At 71.5% G+C, this 17,502-nt stretch carries 13 protein-coding genes; 6 read left to right on the plus strand and 7 right to left on the minus strand.

Annotation, left to right across the window (positions count from 1 at the left end):
* The first annotated feature begins 18 nt into the window (after positions 1–18).
* Together V6S66_RS09665 and V6S66_RS09670 are read left to right on the plus strand one after the other, a co-directional pair.
* Positions 19–639: a TetR/AcrR family transcriptional regulator gene (locus tag V6S66_RS09665; protein ID WP_334206529.1), complete on the plus strand. Its 621-nt coding sequence runs from the start codon at positions 19–21 to the stop codon at positions 637–639.
* Positions 636–2,258, plus strand: a complete 1,623-nt coding sequence (locus tag V6S66_RS09670; RefSeq protein ID WP_334206530.1) for a DHA2 family efflux MFS transporter permease subunit — start codon at positions 636–638, stop codon at positions 2,256–2,258. Before V6S66_RS09665 ends, V6S66_RS09670 begins: the two co-directional genes overlap by 4 nt.
* 6 nt (positions 2,259–2,264) lie before the next feature.
* On the opposite strand, the gene V6S66_RS09675 is transcribed toward V6S66_RS09670, so the two are convergent.
* Positions 2,265–3,128 carry a LysR family transcriptional regulator gene (locus V6S66_RS09675; protein ID WP_334206531.1) on the minus strand — a complete coding sequence of 288 codons (864 nt, stop codon included), beginning with the start codon at positions 3,126–3,128 and terminating at the stop codon, positions 2,265–2,267.
* 78 nt (positions 3,129–3,206) lie between these two features.
* On the opposite strand from V6S66_RS09675, the gene V6S66_RS09680 reads away from it, so the two are divergent.
* The 3 genes from V6S66_RS09680 (at position 3,207) to V6S66_RS09690 (ending at position 5,929) form a co-directional block, all read left to right on the plus strand.
* Complete coding sequence (locus tag V6S66_RS09680) at positions 3,207–4,130, plus strand: EamA family transporter (protein WP_334206532.1); 924 nt, start codon at positions 3,207–3,209, stop codon at positions 4,128–4,130.
* Entirely contained in the window at positions 4,127–4,627 is a 501-nt protein-coding gene (locus V6S66_RS09685; protein ID WP_334206533.1) for an NAD(P)-dependent oxidoreductase, read from the plus strand. Before V6S66_RS09680 ends, V6S66_RS09685 begins: the two co-directional genes overlap by 4 nt.
* Positions 4,628–4,783: 156 nt before the next feature.
* A complete protein-coding gene (locus tag V6S66_RS09690) occupies positions 4,784–5,929 on the plus strand; it encodes a GNAT family N-acetyltransferase (protein WP_334206534.1) in 1,146 nt (381 codons plus the stop codon).
* Between the two features lie 168 nt (positions 5,930–6,097).
* On the opposite strand, the gene V6S66_RS09695 is transcribed toward V6S66_RS09690, so the two are convergent.
* The 3 genes from V6S66_RS09695 to V6S66_RS09705 all read right to left on the minus strand — a co-directional run bounded on the left by V6S66_RS09695 (position 6,098) and on the right by V6S66_RS09705 (position 11,946).
* A complete protein-coding gene (locus tag V6S66_RS09695; RefSeq protein ID WP_334206535.1) occupies positions 6,098–9,565 on the minus strand; it encodes an error-prone DNA polymerase in 3,468 nt (1,155 codons plus the stop codon).
* 132 nt (positions 9,566–9,697) lie between these two features.
* The gene (locus V6S66_RS09700; protein ID WP_334206536.1) at positions 9,698–11,215 is read right to left on the minus strand and encodes a DNA polymerase Y family protein; all 1,518 of its coding nucleotides are present in this window, start codon (positions 11,213–11,215) and stop codon (positions 9,698–9,700) included.
* Entirely contained in the window at positions 11,212–11,946 is a 735-nt protein-coding gene (locus V6S66_RS09705) for a hypothetical protein (RefSeq protein WP_334206537.1), read from the minus strand. The genes V6S66_RS09700 and V6S66_RS09705 overlap by 4 nt, the downstream gene beginning before the upstream one ends.
* Before the next feature lie 108 nt (positions 11,947–12,054).
* Between V6S66_RS09705 and V6S66_RS09710 the strand changes: the two genes are divergently transcribed.
* Positions 12,055–13,749, plus strand: a complete 1,695-nt coding sequence (locus V6S66_RS09710; RefSeq protein WP_334206538.1) for a BCCT family transporter — start codon at positions 12,055–12,057, stop codon at positions 13,747–13,749.
* A 68-nt stretch (positions 13,750–13,817) separates the two neighbouring features.
* Here V6S66_RS09710 and V6S66_RS09715 read toward each other — a convergent pair whose 3' ends face one another.
* From V6S66_RS09715 to V6S66_RS09725, 3 genes are read right to left on the minus strand one after another with little or no spacing between them, the layout of a single operon-like run.
* Positions 13,818–15,581 (minus strand): ABC transporter ATP-binding protein, encoded by a 1,764-nt coding sequence (locus tag V6S66_RS09715; protein ID WP_334206539.1) that lies wholly within the window; start codon positions 15,579–15,581, stop codon positions 13,818–13,820.
* Complete coding sequence (locus tag V6S66_RS09720) at positions 15,578–16,549, minus strand: ABC transporter permease (protein WP_334206540.1); 972 nt, start codon at positions 16,547–16,549, stop codon at positions 15,578–15,580. The genes V6S66_RS09715 and V6S66_RS09720 overlap by 4 nt, the downstream gene beginning before the upstream one ends.
* Positions 16,542–17,468 (minus strand): ABC transporter permease, encoded by a 927-nt coding sequence (locus V6S66_RS09725; protein WP_334206541.1) that lies wholly within the window; start codon positions 17,466–17,468, stop codon positions 16,542–16,544. Before V6S66_RS09725 ends, V6S66_RS09720 begins: the two co-directional genes overlap by 8 nt.
* Positions 17,469–17,502: the final 34 nt, after the last annotated feature.

Genomic DNA, 17,502 nt, shown 5'->3' on the forward strand with positions numbered 1-17,502 from the left:
TACCATCGAACGAAGGGCATGCGGGTGGCACCCGACGACGACTCCACCGCCCGGCCCCGGGTCACGGGCGACCGTGAGCTCGAGATCCTCGACGCCACGATCGACGTGCTCGCCGAGGTCGGTTACGACCGGCTGACGATGGACGCCGTGGCCCAGGCCGCCAAGGCGTCGAAGGCCACGCTCTACCGGCTCTGGTCGAGCAAGGCCACGCTCGTCCTGGAGGCGCTGCTGGCGCTGAAGGACCCGCCCGCCGCCGAGCTCGACACGGGCTCGCTGCGGGGCGACCTGCTCGCGACGCACTGTGGCCGGGGCCGGCTGACGGATCCTCGGCTGCGGGCCGTCTTCAGCAGCATCATCACGGCGCTCGGCCACGACGAGGAGTTCGCGGCGGGGTTCCGTGAGCGCTTCATCGGCCCGAAGATCGCCCACTCGCGCGAGATCTACCGGCGCGCCGCCGAACGCGGCGAGCTCCGTGACGGGGTCGATGTCGACCTCGTCGCTCCGGCGCTCGCCGGCATCATCATGCACCGCGAGTTCCTGCTCGGACTCCCCCCGGACGTCGAGGCGATCACCGCCGTCGTCGACCAGATCATCCTTCCGGCCGCCCTGCGGCCCTCACTCCTCCAGGAGAACGCATGACCACGTCCACCCCCGCGAGCGAGACGGGCTCGTCCGAGCCGCAGACCGCGACGCACCAGAACCTGGGCATCGCGCTCGTCGTGATCTGCCTGGCGCAGCTCATGGTGGTGCTCGACGCCACGATCGCCAACATCGCGCTGCCGTACATCGGTGACGACCTCGGCATCGCCCAGAACAACCTGCAGTGGGTCGTGACCGGCTATGCGCTGGCGTTCGGCGGCCTGCTGCTCCTCGGCGGACGCCTCGGTGACCAGTTCGGACGCCGCCGCGTCTTCATGATCGGCCTGATCGTGTTCATCGTCGCCTCGGCGATCGGCGGTCTCGCCCAGAACGAGACCATGCTGCTGTCGTCGCGTGCCCTGCAGGGTCTCGGCGCCGCCCTGGCCTCGCCCGCGGCCCTCGCGCTCATCACGACGACCTTCCCGGCCGGACCGCAGCGCAACCGCGCATTCTCGATCTTCGCGGCCCTCGCCGGCATCGGCGCCGCCTTCGGCCTGGTGCTCGGCGGCTGGCTGACCGGCATCGAGAGCGACACGATCCAGGGCTGGCGCCTGACCTTCCTGATCAACGTGCCGATCGGCCTGGTCGCGGTGCTCCTGGCGCCGCGCTACCTCGACGAGAGCCGCCCGCGCCGGGTCGCGCTCGACGTCCCGGGCGCGATCATCGGCACGGTCGGCATCGTCTCGCTCGTCTACGGCTTCTCCCGCGCCGGCGAGGAGGCCCACGGCTGGAGCGATCCCTTCACGCTCCTCGCGCTCATCGGTGGCGCGGCGCTGCTCGTGGCGTTCGTGCTGGTCGAGCGCACGGTCCGCAACCCGCTGATGCCGCTGAGCCTGTTCGCCGACCGGGCCCGCTCGATCGCCTTCGTGACGATGTTCATCACCCCGGCCGCGATGTTCGCGATGTTCTTCTTCATGTCGCTCGTCCTGCAGAACGTGTCGGGCTGGTCGCCGCTGCACACGGGCCTGGCGTTCCTGCCGTTCACGGTCGGCATGATCGGCGGCGCCACCCTGGCGTCGAACCTCATCACGCGCCTCGACCCCCGCTACATCGTGGGCGCCGGCACGCTGATCTCGGGCTTCTCGTTGCTGATGTTCTCGCGGATCTCGGTCGACGACAGCGCGTCGAACATCCTGGCGGTCGCGTCCGGCGACGCCGGTTTCGCGAGCGACATCGACTTCTGGGTCAAGATCGCTCCGTTCATCGTCACGATGGCGCTCGGCATGGGCCTGAACTTCGTCACGATGACGCTCGTCGCGGTGCACGGCATCCCCGCGGAGGACTCGGGCATCGGCTCGGGCGTGCTCAACACGATGCAGCAGGTCGGTGGCGCCGTCGGCCTGGCCGCCCTCTCGACCGCCGCCGTCCACTTCACCCGCGACAAGGCCGAGAGCATCGGCGCCTCGCTGCAGTCGATGGGCGGCACGCCCCCCTCGGCGGCGGCGCAGAAGGCGATCGACGAGGTCGTCGGCCAGGCGGCGTTCACGGAAGGTGCGTCGCAGGCGTTCCTGATCGGCGCCTTCATGATCTTCGGGGCCTCCGCGCTGGTCTGGGCCTTCATGAACACCAAGCACACCGACCTGCACGCCGACGAGCTCGAGGGCGTCCACGTCGGCTGAGCCCACCTAGCCGAGGACCTCGAGGAACGCCCGCGCCGCCGGGCCGGGGTTGAAGTCACTCCAAGCGAGGTACTCGGTCCGCAACGGACCGTCGACGACCGGGATCACCACGATCCCGGTCGTCGTCGTCATGGCTCGGGCGGGCAGGAGCGTGATCGCAAGCTGGCGGCGGACCAGGTCGCGGAGCAGGTCGATCGCCATGACCTCGAAGGCGACGTCACGGCTGACGCCGGCGGCCCTGAAGGCGAGATCGCTCTGGGCCCGGCCCGGCGTCCCGGCCGGGAAGTCGGCGAAGGTCTCACCCTCGAGGTCGGTCAGCCGCAGCTCGGCGCGACCGGCGAGCCGGTGGCCACGGCCGACCACCGCGACCAGCCGGTCGCCAGCCAACCGCTGCCAGGCGACGCCGCGCGGCTCGCGGTCACCAGGCAGGCCGAGCAGACCGACGTCGACGCGGCCGGAAACGATTCCCGCGATGATCTCGTCGCTGCCCGCCACCTCGAGCGACACACGCACCTCCGGATGCAGTCCGTGGAAGGACGCCAGCTCCGCGGGCACGTCGACCGCCGTCACGGTCGGGATGACCGACACTGTCAAACGACCTCGGACCTCGCCGACGGCCGCTGCGGCCTCGACGACGGCTCGGTCCGCCGCCGCGAGGCTCGCCCGCGCCCCGGGCAGGAACGCCTCGCCCGCGGCCGTCAACGCCACACGGCGACTGGTGCGGGCGAACAACGGAAACCCCAGCTCCTGCTCGACGGCCTTGATCTGGTGGCTCAGCGCCGACTGCACGACGAAGCACCGGACCGCAGCCCGGGTGAAGCTGCCCTCCTCGGCGACGGCGACGACGTACCTCAGTTGCTGGAGCTCCATTGATCCATCGTGGAACATGATCGATGAGATGACAAACATGTATTGGACTCATACATCGGATGCGCCGACGCTGGGATCATGACGTCAACGGCCACCTTCCCCGCAGCTTCCGCGACCTCCGCACCTCCCGGTCGCGCCGGCGTCACCCTCATGACGGCCGCGGCCCCGGCGGTGTGGGGCACGACGTACCTGGTCACGACCGAGCTCCTGCCCGGGGGGCACCCGCTCTTCGCCGGTCTCGTGCGAGCACTTCCCGCCGGGCTGCTGGCCCTGGCGCTCGCCCGCGCTCTGCCCCACGGTGTCTGGTGGTGGCGGACCACGGTGCTCGGCACCCTGAACATCGGCCTGTTCTTCCCGCTCCTGTTCGTGGCAGCCGAGCGTCTGCCAGGAGGGGTCGCGGCGACGCTGGGAGCCACACAACCGATCGTCGTGGCCCTCCTCGTGGTCGTCGTTCTCGGGGAGCGACTCTCCTGGTGGCGTCTGGGTTGGGGGCTGATCGGTGTCGCGGGGGTCGCCCTGGTCGTGCTCGGACCGGCCCGGACGCTCGACCCCGTCGGCGTGATCGCCGGCCTCGGCGGAGCCGCGTCGATGGGCCTCGGCGTCGTGCTGACGAAACGATGGGGACGTCCCGACGGCGTCTCCGCTCTGGGCCTGGCCGGGTGGCAGCTCACTGCCGGCGGTCTCGTGCTGCTGGCGCCGACCCTCCTCGTCGAGGGCGTGCCGTCCGACATCGACTCGGCCGCCGTCACCGGCTACCTGTGGCTCGGGCTCGTGGGCGGGCTGCTGACCTACACCGTGTGGTTCGCGGGGATCCGAAGGCTCCCCGTGACGGCGACCGCGCTGCTCGGCCTGCTCGCCCCGCTCGTGGCGGCGGCCCTCGGCGCACTGGTCGTCGACGAATCGCTCTCAGCCCTGCAGATCGCCGGCTTCGCTCTGGCCCTGTCGGCCATGCTAGCCGGCCAGCTGACTCCGTCGGCGCGGGTCCGCGGGAGGGTCGCATGAGGATCTCGGTGCTCGGCGCCACCGGGATGGTGGGACGCGAGGTCGTCGCCGAGGCCCTGTCGAGGGGCCACGCTGTCACGGCCGTCTCGCGTCGACCGACGGATCTCGCGCTCCGCGGTCGGCTCGCCGTGCAGCGTCGCGACCTGACCGACCGCTCGACCTGGATCGAGCTTTCAGACGTCGACGTCGCCGTCCTCACCGTGCGACTCGCTGCGGGCGACGAGGAGCTGCTCGGTCCGCTGACGGGTCGGGTGCTTGACGCGGCAGCGAGCAGTGGAACCCGAGTGGTTGTCGTCGGGGGCGCCGCGCCTCTGCTCTCCCCTCACGGGGCGGATCTCCTGGTGGCCGACGACCCGGCCTTCGTGCCGGAGGCATGGCGAGCGGTCGCCGCAGCCAGCCTCGCGCAGCTGGAGGCGTGCCGGCGACACGCGTACGAGGCCTGGACGTACGTGAGTCCGCCCGCCCACCTCGAACCGGGCCCCCGCACCGGACTCTAACGCCGTGGGACGACGCACCTGCTGACTGATGCCGCCGGCGACTCCCGGATCACCCCGCCTGACCTGGCGGTCGCCATACTCGACGAGGTCGAGAACCCACGAGACGAGCAGCACGTCACTGTGGCCGCCGTGTCCTGACGCGGGCAGGATGGGGTCATGAGCACCCGGGTGAGCCCCCTCGACGTGATCGACTGGGCGGCGGTCAAGCCGTTCTGGATCGAGGCGTTCGGTGCCGGTGACGACGAGAGCCCGCCCGGCCCGGGCCGTCACGTGTGGCGGGTCGACTCCGGTGACGAGGTGGTCGCGCTCGGCGTCGACCGCGAGTTCGAGACCTGGCTCGGCGACCGACGGGTGCCGACCGCGGGCATCGCCGGCATCACGGTGCCTGCTGAGCACCGAGGCGGCGGCTACCTGCGGCCCCTGTTCGAGACCCTCCTCGGCGCCGCCCGCGAGCGGGGCGCCCTGCTCAGCGGCCTGTACCCGACCTCCTCCGGCATCTACCGCAGCCTCGGGTACGCGCCGGTGGCGAACCTGGACGACATCGCCGTGCCGACCCACCTGCTCGGTGCGCGTGGCGATGCCGCGCCGGTGCGCCGCGCCGGTGCCGGCGACCTGCCTGCGATCGCTGCGGCGTACACCGCCTGGGCCCAGCAGCACCGCGGCCCCCTCACCCGTGACGGCATCTCCTTCCCGGACCCGGCGAAGGCCTACACCGACGGACTGACCGGCGTGACGCTCGCCGAGTCGAGCCCGGGCCAGGTCACGGGCTACGCCGCCTGGGACCGGGGCAAGGGGTACGGCGATGGCGCGGTGCTGACGGTGCGCGAGCTCGTGGCCCTCGACCGACCCTCCCTCGTCGGGCTGCTCCGCACCCTCGGCTCGTTCGCCTCGGTCACGCCGACCACCGTGATCCGCACCAGCACCGCCGACGAGTGGACCGGCCTGCTGCGATCCGACGACTCCCGCGTGCAGTCCCGGAGCACCTACATGGTCAAGGTGCTGGACGTCGTGGCCCTGCAGGCCCTCGCCCCGACGACAGCGATCACGGCCGAGCTGCCGTTCACGTGGCAGGGCACGGCCTACGTGGCCTCGGTGGCTGACGGGCGGGTGGACGTCGCCGAGACGACCTCGGCCACGGCGTCGCGCGAGCTCGACGACACCGCGATCGTGCAGACCCTGTTCGGGGCGGCGGACTCGCGGACCCTCCGCCGCCTCGGCCACCTCACGGGCGACGACACCGACGACGCCATCTGGGACGCGCTCACCGCCGGCCCCAGGCCGGCGATCGCCAACTACTACTGAAGATACTCCTCCAGGTTTGCGCGCAAACTCGGCTCGGGAGGCTCCTTTCGGCGGAGTTTGCGCGCAAATCTGGAGGCGGCATGTCCGTTGGTCGCGCGGAGCCTGCGCCCATCACCTCCGGTCCATGCTGCGTGTCCCGCGCTGTCCGCCGAGCCGCAGATCTAGCGCTCACTGGAAGTCCCTGCTGCGGTGGCGGGCCGACAGCGGGCCGGCTCCGGCGCGGGCGGCGCTCGGGTAGCGGGTCTCGATGCGGTCGACGACCTCGGCGACGAGGTTGACGACCCGTTCGTCGGTGACCTCGACGCGACCCCGGATCACGACGCCAGCGGCCGAGCGGAAGATCCGCTTGTGCCGCTCCCACACCGAGCCGAACACGACGACGTTGAGCATGCCGGACTCGTCCTCGAGGTTCAGGAACGTGACGCCGCCGGCCGTGCCCGGACGCTGACGGTGGGTCACGAGGCCGGCGACCCAGATGCGACGGCCGGACTCGACGCGCCCCTCCTCCTCGGCCAGTCCCTCCTCCTCCGCTCCCTCGGGCCGGGTGGCGAGCACCTCGCCGACCGAGCGCACGCCCTCGGCGGCCAGCAGCTCACGCAGGTGCTCCATCGGATGACGATCGGGGGTGATGCGGGTGGCCCACTGGTCGGCGAGGGTCTCCTCGACCGCCGAGAGGTCGGGCAGCACCGGCGGCGGCGACCACGCTCCGGTGCCCGGCAGCATGTCGGGTGCGTCGGTGAACCCGGCGTTCCACAGGGCCTGCCGCCGGCTCAGGCCGAAGCCGTCGAACGCCCCCGCCGTGGCCAGCGCCTCCATCTGCGCCGACGACAGACCCGTGCGCCGGGCGACGTCGGCCATGTCGGCGAACGGCCGCTCCGCCCGCGCTCCGGCGATGCGGTGGGCCACCTCGAGGCCGATGCCCCGCACGCTGTCGAGACCGAGCCGCACCGCGAAGTGGCCGTCGCGGCGGTGCACGGGCGTGGGATCGGGACCGTGCGGGTCGAACGGACCGGGCGTCGGCTGCTCACGCTCGGCGCACGGCGCGAGCCCCGTGACGCCGGTGACACCCTCGACCAGCGGCTCCAGGTCGGCCTGCGCCGCGGACCGGGCGATGTCGGGGCGCAGGGTCTCGACCCCGTGCCGCCGCGCGTCGCCCACGAGCGAGGCCGGCGAGTAGAAGCCCATGGGCTGGTTGCGCAGCAGCGCGGCGAGGAAGGCGGCGGGGTGGTGCAGCTTGAGCCAGCTGCTGGCGTACACCAGCAGCGCGAAGCTGAGTGCGTGGCTCTCGGCGAAGCCGAAGTCGGCGAACGACTTGATCATGACGTAGATGGCCTCGGCCTCCTCCCCCACGATCCCCTTCTCGGCCATGCCCTCGAAGAGACGCGCCTCGAGCGACTCGATGCGCTCGATGCCGCGCTTGGACCCCATGGCCCGGCGCAGGAGATCGGCCTCGTCGCCCGTGCAGTCGCCCAGCACCATGGCCATCTGCATGAGCTGCTCCTGGAACAGCGGCACGCCGAGGGTGCGCTGCAGCACGGGCTCGACGGCGGGGTGCGGGTACGTGATGGTCTCGTGCCCCGTGGCCCGGCGGATGTACGGATGCACCGCGCCGCCCTGGATGGGGCCGGGCCGGATCAGGGCGATCTCGATCGCGAGGTCGTAGTACCGCCGCGGGCGCAGGCGCGGGAGCGTGCCGATCTGGGCCCGGCTCTCGACCTGGAACACCCCGACGCTGTCGGCCCGGCAGAGCATGTCGTACACGCCCGCCTCGTCCTTGGGGATCGTGTCGAGGCCCCACGACTCCCCCAGGTGCTGCTCGATCAGCCGGAAGCAGTGGTCGAGGGCGCCGAGCATGCCCAGGCCGAGCAGATCGAACTTGACCAGGCCCATCCACTCGCAGGCGTCCTTGTCCCACTGCAGCACGGTGCGGTCGGCCATGCGCGCCCGCTCGATGGGACACACCTCGCCGATCGGCCGCTCGGTCAGGATCATGCCGCCGGAGTGGATGCCGAGGTGGCGCGGGCGCCCGAGCAGCTCCTGGGCGAGGTCGCGCACCGGGGCGGGCAAGGTGGCGTCGGCGTCGATCTCGCGCCACCGCTCGACCTGCGCCGAGAACGCGTCCTGCTGCCCGGCGGAGTAGCCGAGCGCCTTGGCCGCGTCGCGCACCGCCGACCGGGGCCGATACGTGATGACGTTGGCGACCTGGGCGGCGTTGCGGCGGCCGTAGGTGTCGTAGACCCACTGGATGATCTCCTCGCGCCGGTCGGAGTCGAAGTCGACGTCGATGTCGGGCTCCTCCTCCCGGGTGGCCGCGAGGAACCGCTCGAACGGCAGGTCGAAGAAGATCGAGTCGACCGCCGTGATGCCGAGCGCGTAGCAGAGGGCCGAGTTGGCCGACGAGCCCCGGCCCTGGCACAGGATGCCGCGCCGCTTCGCCTCGGTGACGATGCCGTGGACGATCAGGAAGTAGCCCTCGAAGCCCTTCTCGGCGATCACGGCGAGCTCGCGGTCGATGCGCGCCTTCGCGATCTCGGGGGCGTGGGCGTACCGCGCACGGATGCCCTCGTCGGCGAGCTGGCGCAGGTACTGGCGGTCGGTGAGGCCGTGGGGGGTCACGACCGGGAGCCGTGGGGTGACGGCACGCAGGTCGAAGGCGAGCTCGCCGGCCAGCCGCGCCGACGTGGCGACCGCACCGGGGTACCGGGCGAACCGCGCCGCCATCTCGTCGCCGGAGCGCAGGTACGCCGTTCCCGACGGCGGCAGCCAGCCGTCGATCTCGGCCAGGCTGCGCCGTGCGCGCACGGCCGCCATCGCGGCGGCGAGCCGGCCGCCCCCGGGCGTGGCGTGGTGCACGGCCTGCGTGGCCACGACCGCCAGGCCGTGGCGGTCGGCGAGTGCGGCGAGGAGGTCGTTGCGGGCCGAGTCGTCCGGCAGCCCGTGGTCGGTGAGCTCGACCACCACGCCCTCACGCCCGAAGCGCTCGACGAGCTCCAGGAGGGCCCGCTCGGCCGCAGCCGGGCCACCCGCAGCGAGCTCGGTGCGCACGGCGCCCTTGCGACAGCCCGTCAGGACGACCCAGTGGTCGCGTCCACGCCGGGTGAGGTCGTCGAGGTCGTACGCGGGGCGCCCCTTGTCGTCGCCGCCCAGGTGCGCCTCGGTCATGGCCCCCGCGAGCCGGTGGTACCCCTCGGCGCCCCGGGCCAGCACCAGCAGGTGGGTCCCCTCCGGGTCGGCGACCCCGCTCTGTGGACGCTGCAGGCCGAGCGAGAGCTCGGCGCCGTAGACCGTGCTGAGCCCGTGCAGCTGGGCTGCCTCGGCGAACGCCGGCGCCCCGGCGAAGCCGTCGTGGTCGGTCAGCGCCACCGCCTCGAGGCCGAGTCGCACCGCCTCCTCGACCAGGGCGTCGGGATCGCTGGCTCCGTCAAGGAAGCTGAAGCTGCTGTGCACGTGCAGCTCGGCGTAGGGCACCGTGCTGCCGGACCGCTGGATCGTGCGCTCCGGCGGACGCCGCCGGGGCCGCGACATCGGGGCGTCGCGGATGACGTCTTCGGCGCTGATCGGCTTGCCCGACGCGGTGCGCCCGCTGAGCCGTCGCTCGAGCTCTCCCCACGGCAGGTCGGGGTTGTTCCACCCCATCAGCGCCGGCCCGATGGTTGAGGTGCGAGGGCGCCCAGCGCCGGAGCCTCGAAACCACGTCTGACGGTTCCGATGTCCTTTCGAGGCTCGCTCGTTCCTCGCTCGCACCTCAAGGACCGGCTGGGTGGCGGCTCAGTCATAGCGGGCCTCGGTGAACCAGGTGTCGCCGTCGAGGACCAGCAACCAGGCCCGGCCGTCGACGCCGACGACCTGGAAACGGGCGACGCGGCGAGCGCTCGCCTCGTCCCACCACCGCTCGTCGGCGGGCCAGGGGCCCGCCCAGGCCGCGACCTGCTGCCAGGGCTCGGCCGCGGAGACCCGGAACCGCGACGGGTCGGCCGAGACCGCACCCCGCGCCGTGACGAGGATGCGCTGCCCCTCCGCCCCGGCGACGGCGGCCTGGTTCGGTGAGGCGAAGACCGTGGCCGGCGCCGGGGCCGGGATCTGACCGGGCCACGGCCGCTCGGCCGGGCGCGCGACCGGGACGCGCTCGCCCCACGGCGCCGCGTGCACCTGGTCGCCGGGGCCGCGCCCACCCTGCGGGCGCAGCACCTGCACCGCCTCAGGACCGGCCAACGCCTGCACTCGCGCTGCGCCGGCCTCGACCTTGGCGTCGGGGCCCGAGCCGAACAGCGTGTCGGCGTGCTCGCCCACGCTCGAGGTCTCCTCGGGCACGAAGCGCACCGCGCCGATGCCCTCGCGCCAGGCCGATCGATCGTCACCAGCAGCCGCGAGCTGCCAGCGCAGGCGGTCGAGGAGCGCCGGGGCGTCGAACCAGGCGGGGTGGCGCCACGTGCGGGACTGGACCGTGGTGTCGCCGGAGTCGACCTCGATACGCACCGCCGTGACCACGAGTCCGTGCTGGGCGAGCGTCTCGACACACTGCTCCGCCGTGGTGCGCAGGCTGAACACCGCGGCCTCGGAGGTCTCGAGGGGCGGTTCGAACGCCGTGCCGGTCACGAGCTCGGGCGGTGCCTGGCGACGGGCCACGGGCTGCGGGTCCTCGCCCCGGGCGAGCCGGTGCAGCAGTGCGCCGGTGTCGCCGAAGCGGGTGCGCACGTCACCGGGCGCGAGCCGGGCGAACGCGCCGAGCGTGCGAACCCCCAGGCGACGCAGCAGGTCGGCGAGGGCGACGTCCTCGACGACGTCGATGCCGAGCTCGCCCACGAAGTCGGCCGATCCGCCCGGCGGCACGATCCAGACGTCCTGGGTGAGGGCCCGGCGGGCCGCGTGCTCGGCGGCGAAGACGCCGTCGGCGATGCCGCACCGGACGTCCCACACCCCCAGCTCGACGATCCGCTCGGCCAGGACCGCGGCGGTCTCGCGCTCACCCCCGTAGTAGCGCGGGGGCACCCGCAGCGCGCACAGTCCGGGACGGATCGGGGCGACGCCAGGCGTGAGCTCCTCGAGCGCCTCGAGGACGTCGTCGAAGCGCTGCGCCTCGACCTGGGGAGCACGCTCGACCAGGCGCAGCTCGGGGCACCGCGCCTGGGCGTCGCGTCGACGCATGCCGCGCCGGACCCCGGACGCCCGTGCCGCGGGCGAGCAGGCCAGCACCTCCCCGCCGGCGAGCACCGCCGCCGGCACGGTGGCCGGCAGGCCGGCTGCCACGACGGGCCAGTCGGGGCACCACACGACGAGGGTCCTCACGAGGCACCGCGCAGGAGCTGCAACGCGGGCTCTGCCTCGTCCGCCGCCCACGGCCCGGTGGTTCCTGAGGTGCGAGCTTGCGAGCCTCGAAGGGCACCCCCGCCATGAGCAGCGTCCGCCGCCCACGGCCCGACGCCCCCGCCGTGACCCGGGTCGCCGGGGAGCCAGACCTCGCGGCGCTGTGAGACCGCGACGGCGCTGCGCGCCTCGATGACGGCACGCCGCGAGCGCAGGTGTCCGTGCCCGTGACCGACCCCCGACCACTGCGAGGAGACGAGCGAGAGCCGCCCGTCGCACCGGGGCCACTCCCCCCACACGACCAGCACGCACTGCCGGGTGCGCAGGCGCGCCGCCAGCCGGGCGGCGTCGCGCGCCGGGACCCGGGCCGGCGGACGCACCACGACGAGCGCGAGGGAGTCGACCAGTGCCGCCACGACCTCCCACCAGAGCTCGGCGGCATCGGGCACCACCACGAGACGGTCGGTGTCGATGCCGGCCTCGCGGGCCGCTGTCAGGCCGAGATCGGGGCACTCGACGACCCCGCACCACGCACCCGCCGCCGACGGGCCCGAGGCGAGCGTGAGCGCGAGGCTCGCGGCGTCGACGCCGTAGACCCCGCCGACCCGGGGCGTCAGGAGCCCCGCGAGGGCCGGGTGGACCGGGACCGTGGCCGTGTCGACGGGACGCCCCTCGAGGCGTGCCACTCGTCGCCTCAGCTCGTCCAGGTCCACTCGCCCATCATCGAACACTCGTTCGAACAGGTCAAGTCGCGTTTGACCACTTCTGTCACGGCTGGCATGGTCGTAGGGCTCACGATAGCTACGTCTAAGGAGTTGTTCATGGCCACCCCCACGGCCGAAAAACCGTCCTCGACACCCGAGCGGAGGCCGTGGTACTCCTCGGTCGCACCAGGGGTCTTCTACCCCTCGGTCGCCATTCTGCTGACCGTCGTGCTGGCCAGCATCGTCTTCCCGGACAAGACCGGGGAGGTGCTCTCCTCGGCCCAGTCCAACGTGGTCTCCGGCATCGGCTGGTACTACACGCTCGCCGTCAGCGGGTTCGTCGTCTTCGCCGTCTGGATGGGCATCGGTCGCTTCGGTGACATCACGCTCGGCAAGGACGGCGAGTCCCCCGAGTTCAGCCTGAAGGCCTGGTTCGCGATGCTCTTCGCGGCCGGCATGGGCATCGGCCTGGTGTTCTGGGGTGCCGCGGAGCCGCTGACGTTCTACAACGACCCCAAGCCCGGCGTCGACGGCAGCGACGCGGACATCGCGAACGCCGCCATGACCCAGGTGTTCCTGCACTGGGGCTTCCACGCGTGGTCCATCTACGTCGTGGTGGGCCTGGCGATGGCCTATGCGATCCACCGCAAGGGACGTTCGGTCTCCTTGCGCTGGACCCTGGAGCCGATCTTCGGCGACCGGGTCAAGGGGCGGCTCGGCGACGTCGTCGACGTCATCGCCGTGGTCGGCACGGTGGCCGGTGTCGCCACCTCGCTGGGCCTGGGTGTCCAGCAGATCACCGCCGGCATGGCCCAGCTGGGCATCATCGACGCGCCCACCGATCCCATCCGCGTCATCGTGATCGTCGCGATCACGTCGGTGGCGATCGTCTCGGTCGTCAGCGGGGTGGGCAAGGGCATCAAGTGGCTCTCCAACGCCAACCTGACGCTCGCGGCCGTCTTCCTGGTGCTCGTCGCCGCCCTCGGCCCGACGCTCTTCCTGCTGCGCGACTTCGTCCAGAACATCGGCAACTACCTCATCGGCATCGTCCCGCTGAGCTTCGAGACCGGTGCGCTGACCCAGGGTGGCCCGGAGTTCCAGGCCGCCTGGACCACGTTCTACTGGGGCTGGTGGATCAGCTGGGCGCCGTTCGTCGGTGTCTTCATCGCCCGCATCTCCCGCGGACGCACGATCCGTGAGTTCGTCGCCGGCGTGCTGCTGGTGCCCACGATCGTCACCGCCCTGTGGTTCACGGTGCTCGGTGGCACGGCCATCATGCGCGAGATGAACGAGGGTGACCTGGCGGGCGGAAGCTCCGAGAACGTCCTGTTCGAGCTCCTCGACAACCTGCCCGCCGGCGGGCTGCTGTCCGGCATCGCGATCGTGCTGGTCACGATCTTCTTCATCACGTCCTCGGACTCCGGTTCGCTCGTGGTGGACATGCTGGCCTCGGGCGGCGACCCTGAGCCGCCGACGTGGAGCCGGGTCATGTGGGCCGTCATGGAGGGTGCGGTCGCGATCGGGCTGCTCCTGGCCGGCGGCCTGAGCGCCCTGCAGACGGGAGCGATCCTCACAGCGGTCCCGTTCAGCGTCGTGATGATCGCCATGGCCTTCGCGACCTACAAGGCCTTGAAGACCGAGCACCGAGAGATCACCCGCCTGGCCCGTCGCGCCCGTGAGCGCGAGTGGCAGACCGAGCTGGCCGGTCAGGTCACGGAGGAGCTCGTCGACAACTTCGACGACCACCTCGGCGATCCGGTCGACGTGCGGATCAAGCGCGCGATGCGCCGGTCCGACAAGAGCGGGCGCTAGCACCGAACGACGAGGGGCCGTGAACCATCTGGTTCACGGCCCCTCGTCGCGTCTGCGTCACCTGCTGGTCAGTCGTCGACGCCCACCTCGGGCAGGTCGTCGCCGGCCTCCACGGCACCGAGCGGGATCGAGCCGCCGGGGATCGCCTCGAGCAGCGCACGCGTGTAGTCCTGCTGCGGCGAGCTGAAGACCTGCTCGACGGAAGCCGCCTCGACGACGCGCCCGTTCTGCATCACGACGACGTCGTCGGCGATCTGCCGCACCACCGCGAGGTCGTGGGTGATGAACAGGTAGCTGAGGCCCAGCTCGGCCTGCAGGTCGTTGAGGAGCGTCAGGATCTGCGCCTGGACGAGCACGTCGAGCGCCGACACCGCCTCGTCGCAGATCACGACCTCGGGCTCGAGCGCGAGGGCGCGGGCGATCGCGACGCGTTGCCGCTGACCGCCGGACAGCTCGTGCGGGAAGCGCCGCATGACGCTCGTGGGCAGCGCCACCTTGTCGAGCAGGTCGCGGACCTTGGCCTCGCGCTCCTTCGAGGTGCCGATGTCGTGCGTGCGCAGCGGCTCCTCGATCGACCGGTAGATCGTGAACTGTGGGTCGAGCGAGGCGTACGGGTTCTGGAACACGGGCTGCATCTGACGGCGCAGGCGCAGCTGGTCGGCCTTGCTCTCGATGCTCTCCACGTCGACCCCGTCGAACCTGACGGTTCCTGACGTCGGCTCGAGGAGGCCCAGCACCATGCGGGCGACGGTGGACTTGCCCGATCCGGACTCCCCCACGATCGCCGTGGTGGTGCCGCGACGCAGCGAGAACGAGACGTCGTCGACCGCCAGGAAGTCGGACCGCGAGAACGGGCTCTTGCCGGGCAGCTTGAACACCTTCGAGAGGTTCTCGACCGTGATGACGTCGTCCGCACCCGGTCCGGGCGACTCGGCACCATCAGCGACCCCGGAGGCCGCCTCGCCGGCGGCCTGGAGCGCCTGCTCGCGCACCTCGGCCCGGTGCTCGAGTGACGAGAGTCGTTGGGACGCCAGCGAGGGGGCGGAGGCCACGAGCCGCTGCGTGTACGGGTGGTGCGGGTCCTGCAGGATCTCCAGCGCCGGCCCGGACTCGACGACCTGGCCCTTGTACATCACGACGAGATGGTCGGCCCGCTCCGCGGCCAGCCCGAGGTCGTGCGTGATGAGCAGCACCGCGACCCCGAGCTCGTCCGTGAGGGTGTCGAGGTGGTCGAGGATCTGCTTCTGCACCGTGACGTCGAGCGCGCTGGTGGGCTCGTCGGCGATCAGGAGCTTGGGCCGTGCCGCCAGGCCCATCGCGATCAGGGCCCGCTGGCGCATGCCCCCGGAGAACTCGTGGGGGAACTGCCGCGCCCGACGCTGCGCCTCGGGCAGACCCGCCTCCTCGAGCAGCTCGACGACGCGCTGGTCGGCCAGCTTGCCCGAGGCGATGTCGTTCGCCTTGAGCGACTCCTTGATCTGTGCCCCGACACGCCACATCGGGTTGAGGTTCGACATGGGGTCCTGCGGCACGAGGCCGATCGAGGAGCCCCGCAGCGCGATGATGTCCTTCTTGCGCGCCTGGGCGATGTCACGGCCCTCGAACAGGATCTGCCCGCCGGTGACATGCCCCGTGCCGGGCAGCAGCCCGATGATGGCATGCGCGGTCGTGGACTTGCCCGAGCCGGACTCCCCCACGATCGCGACGGTCTGCCCGGGGTACACGGTGAGGTTGGCCCCTCGGACCGCCGGGACCTCCTCCTTGTCCACCCGGAAGGCGACGTCGAGGTCGCGCACCTCCAGCAGCGGTGTGGGCGTCGGCGTCTGCGTCATGACTTGCCCGCCTTCGGGTCGAGGGCGTCGCGGACGGCGTCGCCGAGCAGGATGAACGCGAGGACCGTGAGGGCCAGCGCGCCGGCCGGGACGAACATGACCGAGAGGTCCTGACCGGACCGGACGAGGTTCTGCGCCGCGGAGATGTCGTTGCCCCAGGACACGACGCTGCTGGGCAGCCCGAGACCCAGGAACGACAGCGTCGCCTCGGTCGTGATGAACACGCCGAGCGAGATCATCGCCGTGACGATGACCGGCGCCAGCGAGTTCGGCACGATGTGGCGCATCAGGTTGACGCGCGGCGTGGCGCCGATGGCCTTCGCGGCGTCGACGAACTCCAGGTTCTTGACCTGCAGCACCGAGGCTCGCATCTGACGGGTGATCTGCGGCCAGGCGAACAGGGCGAGCGTGAGCACGATCGCGAGGCTGCCACCCCAGAACCCACGGTCGGGGTTGAGGTTGTTGATGATCGACAGCGTGACGATCGCGGCGAGCAGCAGCGGGATCGCGAAGAAGATGTCGCCCAGGCGCGAGATGATCGCGTCGAGGAAGGTGCCGTAGAAACCGGCGATGGCGCCGGTGACGATGCCGATCAGCGTCACGAGCAGGGTCGTGAGCACCCCGACGAGAACCGACGCACGCGCCCCGTAGAGGGTTCGGGACCAGACGTCGCAGCCCTGCTTGTCGAAGCCGAAGGGCGAGCCTGCGCGAGCATCGGCCAGGCTGTCGGTCAGGACGCAGTAGGCCGGGTCTGCGTCGGTGAACAGTCCCGGCACGGCGAGCACGATCACGAGCAGCGTCAGCAGGCCGGACGAGATCCAGAACAGCGGGTTGCGGCGCAGCCGCTTCCAGGCCTCCTTCCACTGGCTCTCCGGCGCGGCCTCGGTGTCGACGGCGTCGACGTCCTTGAGCGGGGTCTCGGCCACAGGAGCGACCCAGCGCTCTTGGCCCGGGTAGACGTCAGGCATATCGGATCCTCGGATCGAGAACGGCGTACAGGAGGTCGACGAGCAGGCTCGTGGCGACGTACACGAGCACCATGACGGTCACGACCGAGACGACGGTCGGACTCTCGCCGGTGCGGATCGCATCGTAGGCAAGGCCGCCGACACCGTTGATGTTGAAGATGCCCTCGGTCACGACCGCGCCCGCCATGAGGGCACCGAGGTCCGTGCCGAGGTAGGTGACGACCGGGATCAGCGAGTTGCGCAGCACGTGCCGCCGCGTCACGGTGCCCTCGGAGAGCCCCTTGGCGCGGGCGGTGCGGACGTGGTCGGCCAGCAGGTTCTCGGCGACGGCCGAGCGGGTCAGGCGCAGCACGTACGCGAACGACACCAGTCCCAGCACGGTTGCCGGCAGGAGGAGGTTCGTAAAGCTGTCGTTGTTGCCCACCGTGGGCGGAACGAGGTCCCACTTCACCCCGAAGAACAGCTGCATCACGAAGCCGAACACGAAGATCGGGACCGCGATGACCAGCAGCGACGCCACGAGCATCGTCGAGTCGAAGAGCTTGCCCTTGCGGAGTCCGGCGATCGTGCCGGCCAGGACACCGAGGACGAGCTCGATGAACAGCGCCATGAAGGCGAGCTTGATGGTGGTCGGGAAGGTGGTCGCCAGGAGCTCGTTGACCGAGCGGCCCGTGTAGGACTGACCGAAGTCGAAGACGAGGGCGTCCTTGAGGAAGAGCAGCCACTGCACGAGGAACGGCTTGTCGAGGTTGTACTGCGACTCCAGGGCGGCGCGCGTGGCCTCGTTGACCGGCTTGTCACCGAACAGGCCGACGATCGGGTCACCGGGTCGTAGGAAGACCAAGGCGTAGATGATGAAGGTCGCGCCGAGCACGACGGGGATCGTCTGCAGGACACGCTTGGTGATGTACCACCACACGGGTGCCTCCGGGGGTTGGAGTCAGGTCAACATG

The sequence above is a fragment of the Aeromicrobium sp. Sec7.5 genome (genome assembly GCF_036867135.1).
Taxonomy (GTDB): domain Bacteria; phylum Actinomycetota; class Actinomycetes; order Propionibacteriales; family Nocardioidaceae; genus Aeromicrobium.

What these genes read in the sequence shown, in the direction of transcription:
- V6S66_RS09665 (WP_334206529.1), top strand. Translation starts at nt 19, where the DNA reads ATGCGGGTGGCACCCGACGACGACTCCACCGCCCGGCCCCGGGTCACG.
- V6S66_RS09670 (WP_334206530.1), top strand. Translation starts at nt 636, where the DNA reads ATGACCACGTCCACCCCCGCGAGCGAGACGGGCTCGTCCGAGCCGCAG.
- V6S66_RS09675 (WP_334206531.1), bottom strand. Translation starts at nt 3,128, where the DNA reads ATGGAGCTCCAGCAACTGAGGTACGTCGTCGCCGTCGCCGAGGAGGGC.
- V6S66_RS09680 (WP_334206532.1), top strand. Translation starts at nt 3,207, where the DNA reads ATGACGTCAACGGCCACCTTCCCCGCAGCTTCCGCGACCTCCGCACCT.
- V6S66_RS09685 (WP_334206533.1), top strand. Translation starts at nt 4,127, where the DNA reads ATGAGGATCTCGGTGCTCGGCGCCACCGGGATGGTGGGACGCGAGGTC.
- V6S66_RS09690 (WP_334206534.1), top strand. Translation starts at nt 4,784, where the DNA reads ATGAGCACCCGGGTGAGCCCCCTCGACGTGATCGACTGGGCGGCGGTC.
- V6S66_RS09695 (WP_334206535.1), bottom strand. Translation starts at nt 9,565, where the DNA reads ATGGGGTGGAACAACCCCGACCTGCCGTGGGGAGAGCTCGAGCGACGG.
- V6S66_RS09710 (WP_334206538.1), top strand. Translation starts at nt 12,055, where the DNA reads ATGGCCACCCCCACGGCCGAAAAACCGTCCTCGACACCCGAGCGGAGG.
- V6S66_RS09715 (WP_334206539.1), bottom strand. Translation starts at nt 15,581, where the DNA reads ATGACGCAGACGCCGACGCCCACACCGCTGCTGGAGGTGCGCGACCTC.
- V6S66_RS09720 (WP_334206540.1), bottom strand. Translation starts at nt 16,549, where the DNA reads ATGCCTGACGTCTACCCGGGCCAAGAGCGCTGGGTCGCTCCTGTGGCC.